17 protein-coding genes are annotated in these 16,701 nt (G+C 52.7%); 5 read left to right on the top strand and 12 right to left on the bottom strand.

Going from position 1 to position 16,701, the window contains the following annotated elements; translation table 11 throughout:
• Positions 1-74: 74 nt before the first annotated feature.
• Both FD737_RS21290 and FD737_RS21285 read right to left on the bottom strand, forming a co-directional pair.
• Positions 75-395 (bottom strand): AzlD domain-containing protein, encoded by a 321-nt coding sequence (locus tag FD737_RS21290; RefSeq protein WP_034822312.1) that lies wholly within the window; start codon positions 393-395, stop codon positions 75-77.
• Entirely contained in the window at positions 385-1,059 is a 675-nt protein-coding gene (locus tag FD737_RS21285) for an AzlC family ABC transporter permease (protein ID WP_160834530.1), read from the bottom strand. The genes FD737_RS21290 and FD737_RS21285 overlap by 11 nt, the downstream gene beginning before the upstream one ends.
• A 102-nt stretch (positions 1,060-1,161) precedes the next feature.
• Here FD737_RS21285 and FD737_RS21280 point away from each other — a divergent pair, with 102 nt between their 5' ends.
• Together FD737_RS21280 and FD737_RS21275 are read left to right on the top strand one after the other, a co-directional pair.
• Positions 1,162-1,710, top strand: coding sequence for a helix-turn-helix domain-containing protein (locus FD737_RS21280; protein WP_045831923.1), 549 nt, complete (start codon positions 1,162-1,164; stop codon positions 1,708-1,710).
• Between the two features lie 88 nt (positions 1,711-1,798).
• The gene (locus FD737_RS21275; protein ID WP_160834529.1) at positions 1,799-2,320 is read left to right on the top strand and encodes a GNAT family N-acetyltransferase; all 522 of its coding nucleotides are present in this window, start codon (positions 1,799-1,801) and stop codon (positions 2,318-2,320) included.
• On the opposite strand, the gene FD737_RS21270 is transcribed toward FD737_RS21275, so the two are convergent.
• Genes FD737_RS21270 through FD737_RS21255 form a run of 4 tightly spaced genes read right to left on the bottom strand, consistent with a single transcriptional unit; the run spans position 2,317 to position 6,954 of the window.
• Positions 2,317-3,717, bottom strand: a complete 1,401-nt coding sequence (locus FD737_RS21270; RefSeq protein WP_160834528.1) for an ABC transporter ATP-binding protein — start codon at positions 3,715-3,717, stop codon at positions 2,317-2,319. The genes FD737_RS21275 and FD737_RS21270 overlap by 4 nt on opposite strands.
• Positions 3,714-4,496: an ABC transporter permease gene (locus FD737_RS21265; RefSeq protein WP_160834527.1), complete on the bottom strand. Its 783-nt coding sequence runs from the start codon at positions 4,494-4,496 to the stop codon at positions 3,714-3,716. The genes FD737_RS21270 and FD737_RS21265 overlap by 4 nt, the downstream gene beginning before the upstream one ends.
• Complete coding sequence (locus FD737_RS21260; protein WP_160834526.1) at positions 4,493-5,428, bottom strand: ABC transporter permease; 936 nt, start codon at positions 5,426-5,428, stop codon at positions 4,493-4,495. Before FD737_RS21260 ends, FD737_RS21265 begins: the two co-directional genes overlap by 4 nt.
• The gene (locus tag FD737_RS21255) at positions 5,428-6,954 is read right to left on the bottom strand and encodes an ABC transporter substrate-binding protein (protein WP_160834525.1); all 1,527 of its coding nucleotides are present in this window, start codon (positions 6,952-6,954) and stop codon (positions 5,428-5,430) included. The genes FD737_RS21260 and FD737_RS21255 overlap by 1 nt, the downstream gene beginning before the upstream one ends.
• Positions 6,955-7,145: 191 nt before the next feature.
• On the opposite strand from FD737_RS21255, the gene FD737_RS21250 reads away from it, so the two are divergent.
• Complete coding sequence (locus tag FD737_RS21250) at positions 7,146-7,331, top strand: tautomerase family protein (protein ID WP_034822328.1); 186 nt, start codon at positions 7,146-7,148, stop codon at positions 7,329-7,331.
• A gap of 42 nt (positions 7,332-7,373) precedes the next feature.
• Here FD737_RS21250 and FD737_RS21245 read toward each other — a convergent pair whose 3' ends face one another.
• Entirely contained in the window at positions 7,374-7,691 is a 318-nt protein-coding gene (locus FD737_RS21245; protein WP_097117631.1) for a DNA-binding transcriptional regulator, read from the bottom strand.
• The gene (locus FD737_RS21240; protein WP_160834524.1) at positions 7,684-8,073 is read right to left on the bottom strand and encodes a type II toxin-antitoxin system RelE/ParE family toxin; all 390 of its coding nucleotides are present in this window, start codon (positions 8,071-8,073) and stop codon (positions 7,684-7,686) included. Before FD737_RS21240 ends, FD737_RS21245 begins: the two co-directional genes overlap by 8 nt.
• Before the next feature lie 198 nt (positions 8,074-8,271).
• Between FD737_RS21240 and FD737_RS21235 the strand changes: the two genes are divergently transcribed.
• Positions 8,272-9,012, top strand: coding sequence for a GntR family transcriptional regulator (locus FD737_RS21235; RefSeq protein ID WP_160834523.1), 741 nt, complete (start codon positions 8,272-8,274; stop codon positions 9,010-9,012).
• Here FD737_RS21235 and FD737_RS21230 read toward each other — a convergent pair.
• The 4 genes from FD737_RS21230 to FD737_RS21215 form a co-directional block, all read right to left on the bottom strand.
• The gene (locus FD737_RS21230) at positions 8,999-9,979 is read right to left on the bottom strand and encodes a PfkB family carbohydrate kinase (RefSeq protein WP_160834522.1); all 981 of its coding nucleotides are present in this window, start codon (positions 9,977-9,979) and stop codon (positions 8,999-9,001) included. The two genes, FD737_RS21235 and FD737_RS21230, sit on opposite strands and share 14 nt — an antisense overlap.
• Positions 9,966-10,994: an ADP-ribosylglycohydrolase family protein gene (locus FD737_RS21225; RefSeq protein ID WP_160834521.1), complete on the bottom strand. Its 1,029-nt coding sequence runs from the start codon at positions 10,992-10,994 to the stop codon at positions 9,966-9,968. Before FD737_RS21225 ends, FD737_RS21230 begins: the two co-directional genes overlap by 14 nt.
• A gap of 11 nt (positions 10,995-11,005) precedes the next feature.
• Positions 11,006-12,280 (bottom strand): nucleoside permease, encoded by a 1,275-nt coding sequence (locus tag FD737_RS21220; protein ID WP_097117635.1) that lies wholly within the window; start codon positions 12,278-12,280, stop codon positions 11,006-11,008.
• A gap of 171 nt (positions 12,281-12,451) precedes the next feature.
• Positions 12,452-13,828, bottom strand: a complete 1,377-nt coding sequence (locus tag FD737_RS21215; RefSeq protein WP_160834520.1) for an aldehyde dehydrogenase family protein — start codon at positions 13,826-13,828, stop codon at positions 12,452-12,454.
• A gap of 480 nt (positions 13,829-14,308) precedes the next feature.
• Here FD737_RS21215 and FD737_RS21210 point away from each other — a divergent pair, with 480 nt between their 5' ends.
• On the top strand, positions 14,309-15,238 hold the full coding sequence (locus tag FD737_RS21210) for a RepB family plasmid replication initiator protein (RefSeq protein WP_160834519.1): 930 nt from the start codon (positions 14,309-14,311) through the stop codon (positions 15,236-15,238).
• The last annotated feature ends 1,463 nt before the right edge of the window (positions 15,239-16,701 follow it).

Genomic DNA, 16,701 nt, shown 5'->3' with positions numbered 1-16,701 from the left:
GGATTCTTCTCTGTGCGATGAATACGGAAGTCCCACAGTAGCAAAACCCTTGCCGCAAGTTTGTTCTTTTTGGCTTAAGGCACCCCAAAATAACGCAGCAATGCCGTCATCACGGCCGCGCCAACAATCACTAAAATCAATGGCGTACGGCGCCAGGCGAGAAACACGGCAAACAACACGCCCGCTATCCGCGCGACACCTGCGAAGTGGCTGCCTTCAAATAGTGCGGTGGTGACGGCAACCGCCAGTAACAGCACCGTAGCAGCATCAGAGAGCATATTGCGCACCGATTCCGACATCGGCATACGGCTTCCTAGTCGGTAACCCGCGAAGCGCATCACATAAGTGCCGACGGCGAGCAGCGCGATCCCGGCAATCACGAGGTTATTGTGCATTTTTGCGCTCCCGCCAGCTTAATAAGCCCAACAATGAAAACAATACTGGCATTCCCGCCGGAACAAACGGCGTGGCGAGTACTGACAATGCCGTACCGAGCGTGGCCGGAATCCGCGTGCGACGTTGACGCAAAGCGGGAAATATCAGCGCGATCAAGATGGCAGGGAAAACCGCATCGAGACCAATCGCCGAGACATCGGGAATGAAGCGCCCGATAAATGCGCCGCACACCACACTGAGTGGCCAGATAGCAAAAATCCCTAAACCACACACCCAGTATGCGGCGCTTCGCTGGGAAAGCGTCTTTTGCGAAATGCCAAACACCACGCTTTCGTCATTCATGATATGGCAACCCAGCAAACTGCGTCCGCCCTGGCCGACCAGATCTTTCACTGCAATACCAAAGGGCAAGTGCCGCGCGTTGACCAGCAAACCCGCCGCCGCTGCTGTTAATGGGCTGCCACCACCGGCCACAATGCCGATGAACAGAAACTCGGATGCGCCTGCCAGCACCATCGTCGAAAGCGCGATGGGCACCCACAGTGGAAAACCATCCGCCGCCGCCAGCGAACCGTAAGAGAGCCCGACAATACCGTCGGCCAGACAAACCAGGAAAATCGCTTTTAATACGCCGCGATCAAGCGGAACTGCACCCAGACGCATCACAATTTGATCTCATATCGAACAGGAAAGCCGTTATAATGAACGCGCCCGAGATGTTTTACAAGATGAACAAAACGTTCGATATAAAGAACAGGAGTAATTGTGACACCACCGATCGATCTTATCTCTGCTGGATTAGTGCGCGAACGCCAGCGTGCCGGGCTCTCGTTAACCGAAGTCGCCCGCCGCGCTGGCATTGCGAAATCCACGCTTTCCCAACTGGAAGCGGGCAACGGCAATCCCAGCATTGAGACGTTATGGTCACTGTGCGTGGCGCTCAATATTCCTTTTGCCCGCCTGATGGAGCCGGAAGTGAAGCGTTTGCAGGTGATCCGTCGTGGTGAGGGCATGATGGTGTCGGCTGAACTCGCGGATTACCAGGCCGCGCTACTGGCCAGCTGTCCGCCGGGCGGACGTCGTGATTTATATCTGATCACCAGCCAGCCGGGCGCACCGCGCGCCTCTCATCCGCATCCGCCCGGTTCCGTAGAACACATCATTATTGCGCAGGGTCGCGCACTTGTTGGGCCTACCGATGCCCCGGTCGAACTTCATCCCGGTGACTACATCTGCTACCCCGCCGACGAACCGCACATCTTCGAAGCGCTGGAAGCGAATACCATGGCAGTGCAGCTGTCGGAGCAAAATTAGTCATAATAATTTCCTATGTTCAAACCCGATGATTGGCGCGTGACACAGTGGCATCCTGTGTTTTTCGCTAGCCGATTATCAGGAACATATGGATATTATTCCCGCCCGACCCCATCACGCCGCTGCCATTCAGAAAATCTATGCGTGGCACGTCCTCCACGGCACCGCCACCTTTGAAACCGAACCGCCCAGCGAAAGCGAAATGCTCAACCGCGTCAAAGATGTGCAGCAGCGCGGAGGCTTCTGGCTGGTGGCGCAAGAGGATGAACAGGTATTGGGTTATTGTTATCTGGCACCTTATCGACCGCGCTATGCCTATCGCTTCACGCTGGAAGATTCGATTTATCTCGATCATGAACAGACCGGGCGTGGCGTCGGGCGGGCGTTATTGCAAAAAGCGATTGCGCTGGCAGAAGCAGCAGGCTTTCGCCAGATCATCGCCATCGTGGGAGATAGCGCCAATCAGGGTTCGCTGGGATTACACCGGGCGCTCGGCTTCGAGCACACCGGTGTAATGAAATCGGTGGGATTCAAACATGGCCGCTGGCTCGACACCGTCGTGATGCAGCGCTCACTTGGTGTCGGTGATAGCCAGCCGCCAGAACGTTAAGCCGCCTGCATCGCAATCACGCGATCTGTCCCCTTCTCCAGCAGTTCGCGATCGTGGCTCACCAGCAGCACGCCGCACTGCAGCTGACGCGCCATCTGCGTTATCAGCTGCAGGGTTTGCTGCTGTACCAGCGGGTCGAGCCGCGATGTGGGCTCATCGGCGAACAGGAAAACCGGCTCAAGCAGCATGACGCGTAACAGAGAGAAGCGCTGTAACTCGCCGCCCGAGAGGGAATCCGGGCAGCGCGTGAGTAATGAAGGATCTAAGGCTAATTGCTCCATTAGCGAGTCGCGTTTTGACCGTTCAATGCGATGACAACGCAGCACATCCTCCAGGCTTTGTGACAGTGTGCGCGTGGGGGGAAACAATGCCGAGGGATCCTGATAGATCTTCTGATACTTCAGCGCGCTCGCCGCGACGTGACGTGTAATGCTGCCCTGCTGTGGCGCGAGTAATCCCAGCAATACGTCGCCAAAGCTGCTTTTTCCACTGCCGCTGGCCCCATGTAAGCCGACAATTTCCCCAGCATGCAGGGTGAAATTTTCTGGTACACCCAACGTATTTCCGCCGCGCTGCAGTTTTAATCCTTGCGCACTTACCACGGGTTTGCTGCGGATCACCGTGCTTTGCCGTTGCGGCCAGGCAACGGGATCGGCGGCCAGCAACTCGCGGGTATAGCGCTGCTGCGGGGTGTATAACACTTGCTGCGCTGCGCCTTGCTCGATCACTTTGCCCTTATGCATGACGATAACGTCTCCGCCCAACTGACGCGCCAGCGCAATATCGTGCGTGATGGTCATTAAAGTCCCACCTTCAGCCACTTCACGACCCAGCAAAGTAGCAACGTCATCGCGTCGCGACACATCCAAACCCTTAGTCGGTTCATCTGCTATCAAAATCTCCGCACCGCCCGCGCGCGCCGCCGCAAATGCCGCACGCTGCGCCATGCCACCGGACAGTTGCCACGGGAATTTTTGTGCCGCTGCCTGTAAGCCCAGTTGCGCAAGGTCATCCTGCGCAGCCGCCACGCTTCGCGGCGCGGAATGCCCTCGAATATAGCGATAGCCTTCCGCGACCTGCTGCTGAACCGCCATGGTGGGATCGAGCGCCAGCCAGGGTTCTTGTGGCAGCGAGGCCATAGTCCTTCCCCACAAGCTGCGTAACGCATCACGATCCTGCGGTAACTGATAGCGTTGACCGTTGATGATCAGGGTTCCGCTGGCCTGAAGTGTCTCCGGCAAAATTCCCATTACCGCCTGCGCCAACAGGCTTTTTCCGGAGCCAGTCTCACCCAATAAAGTGAGCGGTTGGCCAGGTTGCAAGTGGAAATCAACCGGCTCCACCAGCGTGGCTTCTGCTGTTGCGATGTTTATGCCGATGGCCTGTAATCCTTTCATGCACGCTCCTTTTTCATCATCAGGTTAAGGCTAATCAGTAATAAAAACAGTGCGACCACAGGCTGTAGCAGCAACCAGGGCGCTTCCCAGGCAAAGGGCAGCAGTTCGGTCATCATCAAGCCCAATTCCGGTGTCGGTGGACGGACACCGACGCTGATAAATCCCAGTGCCGATACCGCCATGATGGCGCTGCTAAACGAGAACAGTGCAACGGTAAGCAAAACAGGTGCGAGTGCCGGCCAAAGGTGACGGTGAAAGCGGTAGATCGCGTTAAAACCCAGCAGTTTCGACGCCTGCATACCCGGCGAATGCACAATCAGACGTAAGGTGGCGCGTGTCACACGGAAGAATTCCACCCACAGCACCAACGAAATGCCTAACCACAGCATCTCCGGTGAGTCCGGAGCAATCGCCGCTAGTAACAGCACCAGCAGCAGGCCGGGCAGCGCGAGGCACATATCCCCCAGCATGCTGACCACACGGTCGAGCACTCCACCATAAAGCGCGCTGAGTACGCCAGCCAGCACACCGACCAGCATCGCACTGATCACACACAGTGCAGCCAGACCCAGTGACAGGCGCAGCGCCGCACTCAGGCGCGGCAGCATGTCACGTCCCAGGTGATCAAAACCTAACAGATTGGCCTGGCTGGGCGGCTGCAATATGTTGAGCAGTTCTTGTTGCAGAGGATCACCATGATGAAACAGAGGCAGTAAAAAGGCGTAGCTCAGTAGCAGAGCTAGCAGCAGTAAACCGACATGACTTGAAGTTAATTTCATGGGCGCGTCCCTCGCGGATCAAGCAGATGGCAACCTGCATCTACCAGCATATTTAGCAGGACAAACAGCAGGCCGAGCGTCATGGCACTGGCCTGAATTACTGGCACATCGCGGGCGAAAATGGCATGAACCAACGCATGCCCAATGCCCGGCCAGGCAAACAACGTTTCCACTACCACCACGCCTTCCACCAGCCAGACAAACTGCATGCCGAACCAAGTGAGTACCGGTGTTCCCAGATTGCGTAAACCATGACAACGCAGCAAAGTGACGGTCGCCAGACCTTTTTGCTCCCCCCATTGGTAATAACCCGCGTTCACTACCTGCCAGGTGGCTTCGCGCACCACACGCACGCCCACCGCGCTTAGCGACAAGGCCAGCGTCAAAGCGGGTAACAGGAAATGACGCAGCTCACCGTGTCCCGCACTCGGCAGCCAGTCGAGTTGCAGCGCGAACAGCACGATCAGCAGCATACCCAGTGCAAAATGCGGCACAGACTTAAGCATCGATGTCAGCCAAAACAGCAGCCGATCCAGTTTGCCATTGGCATGGCAACCGGCCCAGATACCCAACGGCAGCGTGATAATGATTGCCAGTAGCAATGAAACACCGGCTAACGCCAGCGTCTGACTCAGTTGCCAGCGCAATTCATCCATCACCGGTTCGCCGGAGACCAGTGAACGGCCAAAGTTAAATTGCAGCAGGTCCAACAACCAGTGCAGTAACGCACTGCCTTGCTCAGCAGCCCCACTTAACTCCTGCTGCACGCGCGCGACGGCATCCGCATCAACCCGATCATAGCCGTAGCGACCGCTGGCAATGCGCCACGCCATATCGCCCGGCAGCGACCGGACCAAAAACCAGGTGAGTAATCCCACCGAGAGCACGACAAAAAATGCCTGCATCAGCCGCCAGCAAAGTTGTTTGATCATCACGGCTCCCAACGCAGTTGGCGCAGGCCGAAGTGACGCTCAAACGGATCGAGCGCGACGTTTTGCAACTTACTGTTGATCGCTGCAGATTGTTGATACCAGGCGATTGGAATCATCGGGAGATCCTGTTGCAGTGCCGAAGTGATGAGTGTTCGAGCTTTGGCACGCGCGGAGGCATCGGTGGATTGCGTCAGGGTATGCAGTGCGCCACTGAATCCTGTCGGATGCCAGTTCATCGCCCCCCAGTCGCCACCTTTCTCGGCATAATCCTGCAATAAGGTGCCGGTTGGATCGGGCGTGAGTGCAAAGTTGCGTGAGAACAGCGCCAGTTGCAGTTTCCCGCTGTGGTGCTGGGCAGGAATTTCGCTGGCATTGGTTGAGTTGATCTTCACTTCAATACCGATTTTGCGCAGTTGCTGCTGGATAACCATCGCCATCAACGGCAGTTCAGGGCGATCCGGGAAGGTCAGCAGCGTCAGGCTGAATCGCTGGCCGTTGCGGGTCAGCACACCATCTGATCCCGGTTGCCAGCCGGCTTTCTGCAACAGCGTGACCGCCGAATCGGGCTGATAGGAGAGTGGAGGCAGCGCCGCATTGTGCCACTCGCCCATGTTCGGCGGGAACAACTGGCTGGCAGCACCCGGATAGCGCAACACCGCCATCGCTAACGCATTACGATCAATGGCCATGCTGATCGCTTCACGCACCGGCTGTTCCGCTAACAGCGGATCGCCCAGATTGAGCTTCAGCATAAGCGTGCGCGGCACGGGGATTGCGGGAAGTTGCAGCGCAGGTTTGTGTGCCAGACGCTGACGGCTGGCGGCATCCAGATTGAACACATAATCCGCATCACCGCTTTCTGCTAATAGCGCGCGGGTCTCTGCCCGGCCAGAAGAGAGATAGCTGGCTGCGGCGATGTATGGTTTTTCTCCCCAGTAACCTTCAAAGCGTTTTACCGCTAACGACTGCGGCGGCTTAAAGGCGGTCAGCATAAACGGCCCGGAGCCGATGATGCGCGTGATGTTGCCCTGTGCATCCCAGCTGGATAACGCCAGAATTTGCGAGCGACTTTCCGCCAGGACGGAAAGCAGAGGTGTGAAAGGCTCGCGCAGCGTGATGGTCACCACCTGCCCTTCTCCGCTGATCTCAGTGATCGGTGTTTTATCCAGTAATCCCGCTTTACTCCGCGCAGTATTGAGTGATTTCACTACCGCTGCCGCATCCAGTGGCGAACCATCATGGAAATGCACGTTATCGCGCAGCTGTAATTGCCAGCGCAAACCGTCTTCCGAGACCTGCCAACTCTTCGCCAAAGCCGGGATCGGTTCACCGCGTTGGTTCACTTCCACCAGCGTTTCCACCACATCCATGCGCAGAAGGATGTCACCGGAAAGCGCCGGATCGGCACCTTTAATTTCAAACGGAGCGGCAATGCGCACCGTGTTTTCCTGATGCTGCGCCGCGAATGAGGCGCACGAAGCCAGGCCGAGCGCCGTGGCGATCAGCAATTTTTTCATTGATTTCATTATGGTTTCCGAAAAATACCGCTACAAAAATCCCAGAGAAATTATGTTATAACATAACAATACACATTTAAACACAGATCGCCTGCGGAGATAAACGGTTTGCGCGGGTGTTTATGACAAATTGACACTGCATGCTCGGGCATGACTGGGTTATGCTGAAACCGAATCTGAACCCTCAAGGAGAAACGGAAATGCCAGAAATCGTTGTCTATGCTGCGGAAGGCCGCACGGTTGAGCAGAAGAAGAAGTTGCTGAAAGCGGTGACTGCCGCAGTCGCGGACTCGTTTGAGATTGATGCCAATTCGGTGACGGTCTCAATCATTGAAACGCCTAAGCATCATAAATCTAAAGGCGGCGTGCCGTTTGATGAGCGGTGATAGGTTGTTTGATGCATAAAAGCCCAACAGGGCTTTTATGTTTTATAGAATGAAAACCGCTGGACCTTTGTCTTCAATGGTGTTGAGGATACGCAAAGCCGCTTTATTGGGTTTACTCTCGTTACGTTCCCACTTTGAAACACTCTCAACTGACATGCCAGTGGTCATTGCCAATGCTGCCTGCGACATCTTCCATCTTAAGCGTACCGCTTTAATCTCAATCCCAGACATAGCGCGTACTGGAGGGATATTACGAGCTTCGATCGCCGCACTGATTTCCGCAACCGTCTCGCCCTGAACAACGCCCAATTGGTTATAGCGCTGCGCCATATCGTGGATTTTCTTTAAGCGTTCAGTCATCACAAGTTACCTCGATTAGTTCTTTTAACTTAATCAACTCCCGGACCTTCTCATCTGACATCGCAATAAAATCCCGAGCGATACGGCAATAAGCATCAATTTCATCATCTTCAAGTTCTTTGCCTTTCTTCTTTGATAGCTGACTTTTCAAGAACATATCAAAGAAATAAATGTTGTTGCCATAATTGAAGAAAACAATGCTACGCGCGCCGTCAGATGCCCCCACACCAGGCAACCCGAATCGTTTTTTGAACGTGTAACGTCCTAATGGGTCTCCATGTAATCCCGCAAAAATCGACTTTGCAGCTTTACACAAAATTTTATCATTGATGCGTGCATTACATCTCTCTTCCTGAAATTCTGGCGTCAGGTAAATGCCCATTTACCCCTCCTTGCCTTAAAATATCCGTAAGCGTGACTATAGTCTTCGTTACGGGTTAGGTCAAATTACAAGCGAAAGGATTGGTTGAATCTAAGCGCTAATAACCGCAATAACATGTGGTTAAAGTCGCTACGCGAACGGTGAAAATTCAGTATCATATCTCACCCCTGGCTAACCCAATTGAGTGCTCAGCCCGCTATGACTGAACAGAATCCGCTGTTTTCGCGGCTTACCACCACACTGGCTGAAGAGAGCCGTACGCCGTTGTACAAGCGCTTTGCCGCCGCCATCAAAGAGGCGGTGCGTGATGGCATCCTGGTGCATGAAGAGATCCTGCCCGGTGAGCGAGAATTCAGCCAGTCGCTCAGCATCTCGCGTATTACGGTGCGTAAAGCGATGGATGAGCTGGAAAAAGAGGGGGTGGTGTTTCGTTCACGCGGTTACGGTACACAAATTTGCAGCCAGTTTGAGTATTCGCTGAAAGAGCCCAAAGGTTTGTCGCAGCAGGCGGTTTTACGCGGTAAAAAGCCTGATACGGTGTGGATTAATAAGAGCAAAATTCAGTGCAGCGCGGAAATCGGTGAAAAACTGGGATTAAGCAAAGGTAGCGAAGTCTACTTGCTGAAGCGTATTCGTTATGTCGATCAGCAAGCGGTGTCAGTTGAAGAATCCTGGGTGCCGGCACACTTTATTGCAGATGCCGATGACATTGGAATTTCTTTGTATGATTACTTTAACAAGCAACAGATTTTGCCGGTTAAGTCCCAAAGCAGAGTGAGTGCCCGCATGCCTGATGAAGCGCTCCAGCAGCAGATTGCCCTGCCCGCCAATGTCCCTGTGTTAGTGATTAAACAGCTGGCACTTGACGCGCAAGGCAATCCTCTGGAGTACAGCATCAGCTACTGCCGCAGCGACATGTACGTGTTTATTGCTGAGTAAGTCTTTGCTGCCAATAGCTCTGCAGCGTGGCGCGATCGGGTGCACAATCACCACCGCGTTGTGACACCACATAAGACGCCACGGCATTACCCAATGCCACACTTTCCGCCAGCGACCAACCTGACGCGAGCCCGGCTAACACTCCCCCCGCATGGCTGTCACCGGCGCCAATCGTATCGACTACTTGCGTTGCCAGAGCAGGGATCCAACCCTGCGACTCTGCATCGATATAACCTGCGCCATCACTGTCTAGACGCACCACCAACGCAGCGCCAAAGTGTTGTTGCCATTGAGCCATTAACTGACGGGCATCAAAGGCTTGATGCTGGTTCAAACGCTCCAGCCACAGTAACTCTGCTTCCTGTCTGTTCACTGTAATCAGTGGTTTTAGCGCCATAATACGGGCAAATTGACGCTCCCCGATGTCAGCCAAACGCGGACCGAAATCCACCAGCAATTGATAGTTATGCGCCTGCTGTTCGAGCCAGTCGATCAGCACATCGCCGCTTTTGCTGGTCAGTTGATAGCCAGACAGGTAGATCCAACGGTGTGGGGGTTGTGGCAATGTGCGCAGCAGTTCAGCATCCCACAGATTTTCGACACCGCTAACCGACAGAAACGTGCGCTCACCATCCGGCTCCACCAGTGCCAGACACCAGCCATTGTCTCCTTTACTGGTTTCCAGCACGCTTTGAAGGCCATATTCCATCAGCTTCTGCCGCACAATACTGGCCCAAATGCCGTTACCCAGCGGCAGCGCGTTGATGGATGGAATGCCCAACCGATGCAACGCGATCGCTACATTCAACGCACAACCGCCCACGTTGACGCCCTGCTGGTGGAGTTCAATATCACTTCCCCGATGCGGTAACGAATAGGCATCGGCAATCACGTCCACCACAGCGGCACCAATCACGCACACCGGCAGACGTCCTTCCAGCCGGTTCAGGTCATCAGGCGTCAGCATAAACGGCCTCACGCTGCTGACGGAAACGCATGAATGCGTTGCTATAGCGAGTGAAATCCAGCGCGTTGGCAGCATCCAGTTCGGCTTTTAACTGTGAATCAATCCCATCAATGCCATGCAGCGCTCCGCAAATGGCCACCGCCATCGCGCCGATGGTATCGGTATCGCCCCCCAGATTGGCACAAAGAATAGCGCAGCGATTCGGATCGGTGTTGGCCAGTTCAACCATTGCAATAGCAGCTGGAACCGATTCGATAGTGGCCGTCCCGGTCCCCACCAAATCATAAATCTGCTGCATCGTTGACTCCACACCTCTGCCCTGCGCCACAACGCTCAACGCCAGCTCAACACGCGCGGCCATGGACGCGCTAAAGGTCGTGACGCGTTTTTCCTGCGCAGCGCGCGCAATCGCAGGCAGCTCATCGCGGATGTATGCCCAGCTTGCGCCGTCAATGGCACGTGACACTGCCCAGGCAATCACCGTTGCCCCCGCGATGGCGACATCAGATTTATGCGTAGGACTGGATGCCAGTGCGACAGCGTCAATAAAGGCATCCAGATCTTTGGCTGGCAACAGACAACCAAGCGGTGAAACGCGCATCGCCGCGCCATTGGTCATGCCGTTGTTCTCCAGCTGCGCCACTGGCGTTCCCGTTTTCAGTGCATTCAGGGCTATTTTGGATGTGGGTCCCAATACGTTTTTGTTGAAGGCATCAAACTCCTCTGCCCAGTGCAGGATATTGGCACCAATGGTCTCCGCGTTGATATCGCCATCATGCGTGACTATCGCATCTGCCAAAGCCAGCGCCATCGAAGTGTCGTCAGTAAATGCCGCGCGGCCAAAATAACAGGCGGCATTGTTTTCAGCAGGCCCCGGCAGAAAACCATCAATCCAGCCAAAATGCTGCTTAACGCGACTGCGCGGCCACAATTCCGATGGCATGCCCATCGCATCGCCCAGCGCCTGACCATAGAAAGCGCCCAAAATCCGTTTTTCCTGGAGTGTCATTGTCATCATTACATCTCTTATTTATGGCTATCAGCGGTGGCTGATTGCTCGAAAGCAGTTAATTCTTCACTGCGTTTTTTGCCATCGCGGAACAGCACGATGAAGGCGATGGTGATAATGATGATCATCACGCTGCCAAACATCCACATGCCCGCCCAGTTGAACGTTTGGCCATTGCGAGGCTGGTCGTAAGCGAACATCTCTTGCATCAAATATCCGCCGAGACGATAGCCCAGCAAGCTGCCAATCCCCTGGCATGCGAGCGTGATCAGGCCCTGTGCTGCGTTGCGCATCGCGACCGGTGCTTTTTTATCAACGTAGATGTAAGCCGTGATGAAGTAGAAGTCATAGCTGACGCCGTGCAGCAGGATGCCCATAAACAACAGGCCAATCGTCAGGGCATTTTGATCGCCGCCGAACACGAAGAATATGTAGCGCAGCGCTGCGGTGGTTAAGCCAAGCAGCAACACTTTGCCAATGCCAAAGCGCTTGATAAAGAACGGCAGTGCCAGCAGGAAGAAGATCTCCGATACCTGACCCAGCGTCATCCAACCGGTGGCGTGCGGCAGGCCCACCTCCGTCAGGTAGCCTTCGGCAAAGATGTAGTAAAAAGCCAGCGGCATGCTGAACAGGAATGAGCAGACGAAGAACACAAGGAAACTGCGATCTTTCAGGAGATGCAGCGCATCCAGACCCAGTGCCACACGCAGGCTGAATTTGCCGGTGCTTTTCGGCTCGGTTGCCGGCAGCATCAGCGAAAAGATCCCCAACACCAGTGAACTGGCAGCAGTGATCAGCAGCGGCACATTACTGGCTGAAATGTCGCCATAGCCCATCAGCGGCGGCAGGAAACCACAGGCAATGCCTGACGCAATCCAGCCTAAAGTGCCCATGACCCGCACGCGTGGATAATCGCGTTCGACATCTTTGACATGCGAGAAAGCAATACTGTTAGTCAGCGCAATGGTCGGCATGTAAGTGAGCGCATACAACAGCAGCAGTGGGAAGAAACCACTGAAGTGCGTCTGCTGGGCCGCGAAATACATCAGAATGGAACCGACGATCATCAGCAGCGACAACACTTTCTGTGCCTGGAAGAAGCGGTCTGCCAACGATCCAACGAGGATCGGCGACAGGATAGCGGCAATCGAAGTACAGGCATAGCACCAGGCAATCTCAACCGGCGAAAAGCCGTTTTTGCTGAGGAAAGCCCAGAGCGGCACAAACCATGCCCCCCAGATAAACCACTCGAGAAACATCATGAAGGATAATTTTGGGATTGTTGTTTTCATTAAAATAGGACTCCCCGGTGTAGGTGAGGCCAATCTAACACCACTAACAATACCTTTGTAATACCATTAGCGGATTCTTTGAGCTACTCCACAACAATTTTAACCGAGGATTAACAGTAAGGCAGGAGATAGAGCGTGGAATAAGGGCGTGCAGTGCACGCCCTAAAAGTCCTAACGACGGTTTTTCCAGATGGTCTGGATATTACAGAATTCGTGAACGCCAAAACTGGAAAGTTCACGACCATAGCCGCTCTTCTTCACACCACCAATCGCCACGCGGGGATCGGAAGCACCGTTGCCATTGATGAACACGGCGCCGGTTTCCAGTTTCTCTGCCAGCTCATTGGCTATCGCTTCATTACCGCTCCACACGGTAGCGCTCAAACCAAATTCGCTGTTATTCGCCAGCTCTAAAGCATGCTGTGCATTGCGTGCCACTGTAATCGCTGCCACGGGGCCAAAGATCTCCTGCTGGAAGGCGATCATGTCGGGTGTCACATCAGCAAGGATCGTTGGTGCGTAGTAGTTGCCAACGCCATCGATCTTATGACCACCGATAACCAGGCGCGCACCTTGTTTCAGGGTCTGCTTTACCTGCTGGTCTAACTCATCACGCAGATCATAACGCGCCATCGGTCCGATATAAGTTTCTTCATTCAGCGGATCGCCAATTTTCAATGCCTTCACAGCCGCGCTAAAACGCGCCTCAAACGCTTCTGCGACACTTTCCTCAATGATGAACCGTTTGGCTGCCATGCACACCTGTCCGGTGTTCTGGTAGCGTCCTGTGACCGCAGAAGCCACTGCCGCATCCAGATCCGCATCGGCAAGTACGATAAACGGATCTGCACCACCCAGCTCCAGTACCGTTTTCTTCAATACGGCACCGGCTTGTGCTGCAATAGCACCGCCCGCCCGCACACTTCCTGTCACCGCAACTGCCGCAATACGCGGATCTTTAATTGCAGCCGAAACGCCATCGTTATCCACGTTAATCACGGTGAAGCCACCTTTTGGCAGATCTGTCGCGTCAAACAGTTCTGTCATCAGATTGGCTGCACCCATTACGCTTGGCGCGTGTTTGAGCACATACGTGTTGCCTGCCAGCAACATGCTGACTGCACCGCGCAGCACCTGCCAGTAAGGAAAGTTCCACGGCATTACCGCAAGAATCACGCCTAATGGACGAAACGATTGCCAGGCTTGCTGATTTTCTACCAGCGTAGGCTTGTCAGCCAGCATCGCTGGGCCCTGTTCTGCATACCAGTCGCAGAGATTTGCACATTTGAGGACTTCAGCACGAGCCTGTGCAATGGGTTTACCCATCTCCAGGGTTGCCATGGTAGCGAGTTGATCCTGACGCTGGCGGATCTGTTCTGCTAACTGGCGTAACACGATGACACGCTGTGCCATGCTGGTGGCTCGCCATTGTGCAAAAGCATCCGCGCTGGTCTGCAACGCAGCTTCGAGTTCAGCGGCATTCTGCAATGGATAGGATGCGATGATTTCGCCAGTGGTAGGGTTACGTGAAATAACGTTGTCAGTCATAAGATGCCTTCGTCATGAGTTGTAGGGGATGAATATGAGTTTCACCTTACGCTCGGTGAAGATTGATGAAAAATGAATAATAATGAGGAAGTTGTTCTCTTCTGATGAAAGAAGCGGATCTTCTTTACAGAGAATTAATGTTTTTTCGCCATTGGTGGGATCAATCTTACTGACCTGCATATTCTGACAGTTTTTGATGTTAGAAGCTGATTCTTCATAGGGTTATGCAGTTATACAGTGAATAGATCTTAAAGAAAGATCATAGAGAGATCTTAAAGAGATCCTAAGAGATCCCCGATCGCTGCAAGCCGCACCCCACAAGGCCTGAGAAGGTGATCGCGTTCACTATAATCAGAAAAACGTTCACTACAATCAGCATAATATTCACTATAGACTGTAGAATGTTCACTATAAACAGTGTTAATGTTCACTGTAATCAGAAATCGATCCTTTTCATCCACAGAATGAAGATCTCAGGCTATGGCAGATAAAGAGAGTGAAAACAAAGCGTTACTAGAACCTTTTCTGTCGGTGACAAAAAACAGCGGTGAGGTTATCCAGCTTCATCCTAATAAAAATAACACCGTACAACCGGTCGCGTTGATGCGCCTGGGTCTGTTCGTTCCGACACTAAAGTCTACTGCGCGTGGGAAATCGGGCGCGATGGCTTCAACGGACGCCACCAAAGAGCTCAAGAACCTTTCGTTAGTTAAAGCGGAAGGCTATGAAAAGATTACCATTACTGGCGCAAGGCTGGACATGGATAATGATTTCAAAACCTGGGCTGGCATCATTCAGTCTTTTTCGCGTTATCCCTCAAAGGGCGACACCGTGACGCTGCCGTTTATTGATTTCGTGAAAATGTGCGGGATCCCATCGGCAAACTCTTCAGCGGCCTTACGTAAGCGTTTAGATGCCTCATTACGACGCATCGCAACCAATACGTTGTCCTTTGAAGGTAATGACAAAGCGTATCATACCCACCTTGTGCAGTCGGCGTATTACGATCGTGAAAAGGATCTGGTGCGCATTCAGGCCGATCCCAAACTGTTTGAGCTGTATAACTTTGACCATAAAGTCCTGCTGCAGCTGCGTGCTATTTCACGCCTCAAACGTAAGGAATCGGCTCAGGCGCTGTATACCTACCTGGAAAGCTTGCCAACCAATCCTGCACCGATATCGCTGGCGCGTCTGCGCATGCGTTTAAACTTAGGCTCTAAGACGACCACGCAAAACCACGTGGTTCGACGCGCGATGGAGCAGCTTAAGGAGATTGGTTACCTCGACTATTCAGAGGTGAAGCGTGGACGTTCTGTGTTCTTTATTATCCATAGCAGAACGCCGAAGCTGGACGGTATCAGCAATCTTGAGAGCATTGATTCCCTCGATGATATTGAGTTTGAAGACTGATTTTTCACGTTCACTGTAATCAGCTACCTGCCCTTGAGTGTGTCACTTAATCGCCAAAAGTGACACACTTCTTCTCCGCACTGTTCACTGTAATCAGCATCCCTTCATTCATTCACTGTAATCAGTAACGTTCACTGTAATCAGTAACGTTCACTGTAAACAGTATTCAGCGACACGTTAGTCTTACTTCCTCCTGCAGAGTTATCAAATTTGACGAATCATTGGGTTAAATTGTGATAGTGAGTACTTACTAGGTGGGTTTTCAACACTCGAGCGCCCTCTTTTGCAGCGGGTATGCTGATTACAGTGAACATCAGCCATAGCGTATTTGGTTGCTGATTACAGTGAATGGTGGTGATGTAGTGAAAACAGATTATAGTGAATGATTAAATTTAAATGTTTGAATATTCTATGTAATATTGAATTGTTGGCACTCATTCACTGTAATCACCTTATTGTCTGTACAAATAAACAGTAAAAGTGACAGGGTTGGTCACCTTCACTGATTACAGTGAATTTTTCCCTTTATTGCAGATTGCAGTGAACGTTATGCCAGTGCGGTCGGGATTGGATTTAAGGCCTCAATCGTGCGCGTCACGCTGTCACTGATTTCAGTGAATGCTCTGCAGCCCTTCCCTCTACCGAAACATTTTTATACCTTATCGTTGTGGCCTCAGAAGATCGCTTTACTGATTACAGTGAACGTAAATAACTTTGCCAGCGAGGAGCAATTACTGATTACAGTGAATGTTACAACCAGGGATTCGGGAGGTAGGAAAAAACGGTCTTCACCTGTTTTGCTGATTACAGTGAACGTTGGAGTACAAAGACAAACATTCCGTTTCTGGTTGATCCGGCAATGGGTGCATGTAATAGCCACCGGTTAAAACGGACACTTCACCAGAAAGAGCAGCTAAAATGCTCTTCTCTCTTCTCTCTTCTCTCTTATCTCTTATCTCTTCTCTTTAATAGGTCATTTGCCATCGGTCATACCCCACCAGGCATGCCTCTTCAGTCGTTCATTCTCTGGCCATTGCTTATCTTCAATATCGCCAGTAGAGCATGGTGAACCGGTCAGGACCCGCCAGTTATAGCTTACCCGCTATCCCGCACTTGCAATGGCTCAACGCTGAGCATCTACCCGTTTTCACTCACGTACAGGCAGCCATAAGCCACCGATGATTTAGCTTCACTCACTCACTCACTCACTCACTCACTCACAACAAACCCGCATTCGCGAACCACGAATCACAACTGAAAACGCAAATTGGGTTACTGATTACAGTGAATGTTAACAGTCATTTTAGCCCGTATTCACATCCCTGACTCCTGACTCCTGGAGTTGCCCCCGCTAAAACGGACACGGTTAATTTATAGCTAGCAGCGAACTTCTGTATTCCCTTGGTGACTGCATTTTCAGCCCTTTATGGGGATGCCAGTTATTATAGTCTTCCATCCATTCC

This window comes from Pantoea sp. Seng (genome assembly GCF_009829935.1).
GTDB lineage: Bacteria > Pseudomonadota > Gammaproteobacteria > Enterobacterales > Enterobacteriaceae > Pantoea > Pantoea communis.
The sequence above is the reverse complement of the archived record's forward strand: the minus strand, read 5'-3'. Positions and strand labels throughout refer to the sequence as shown.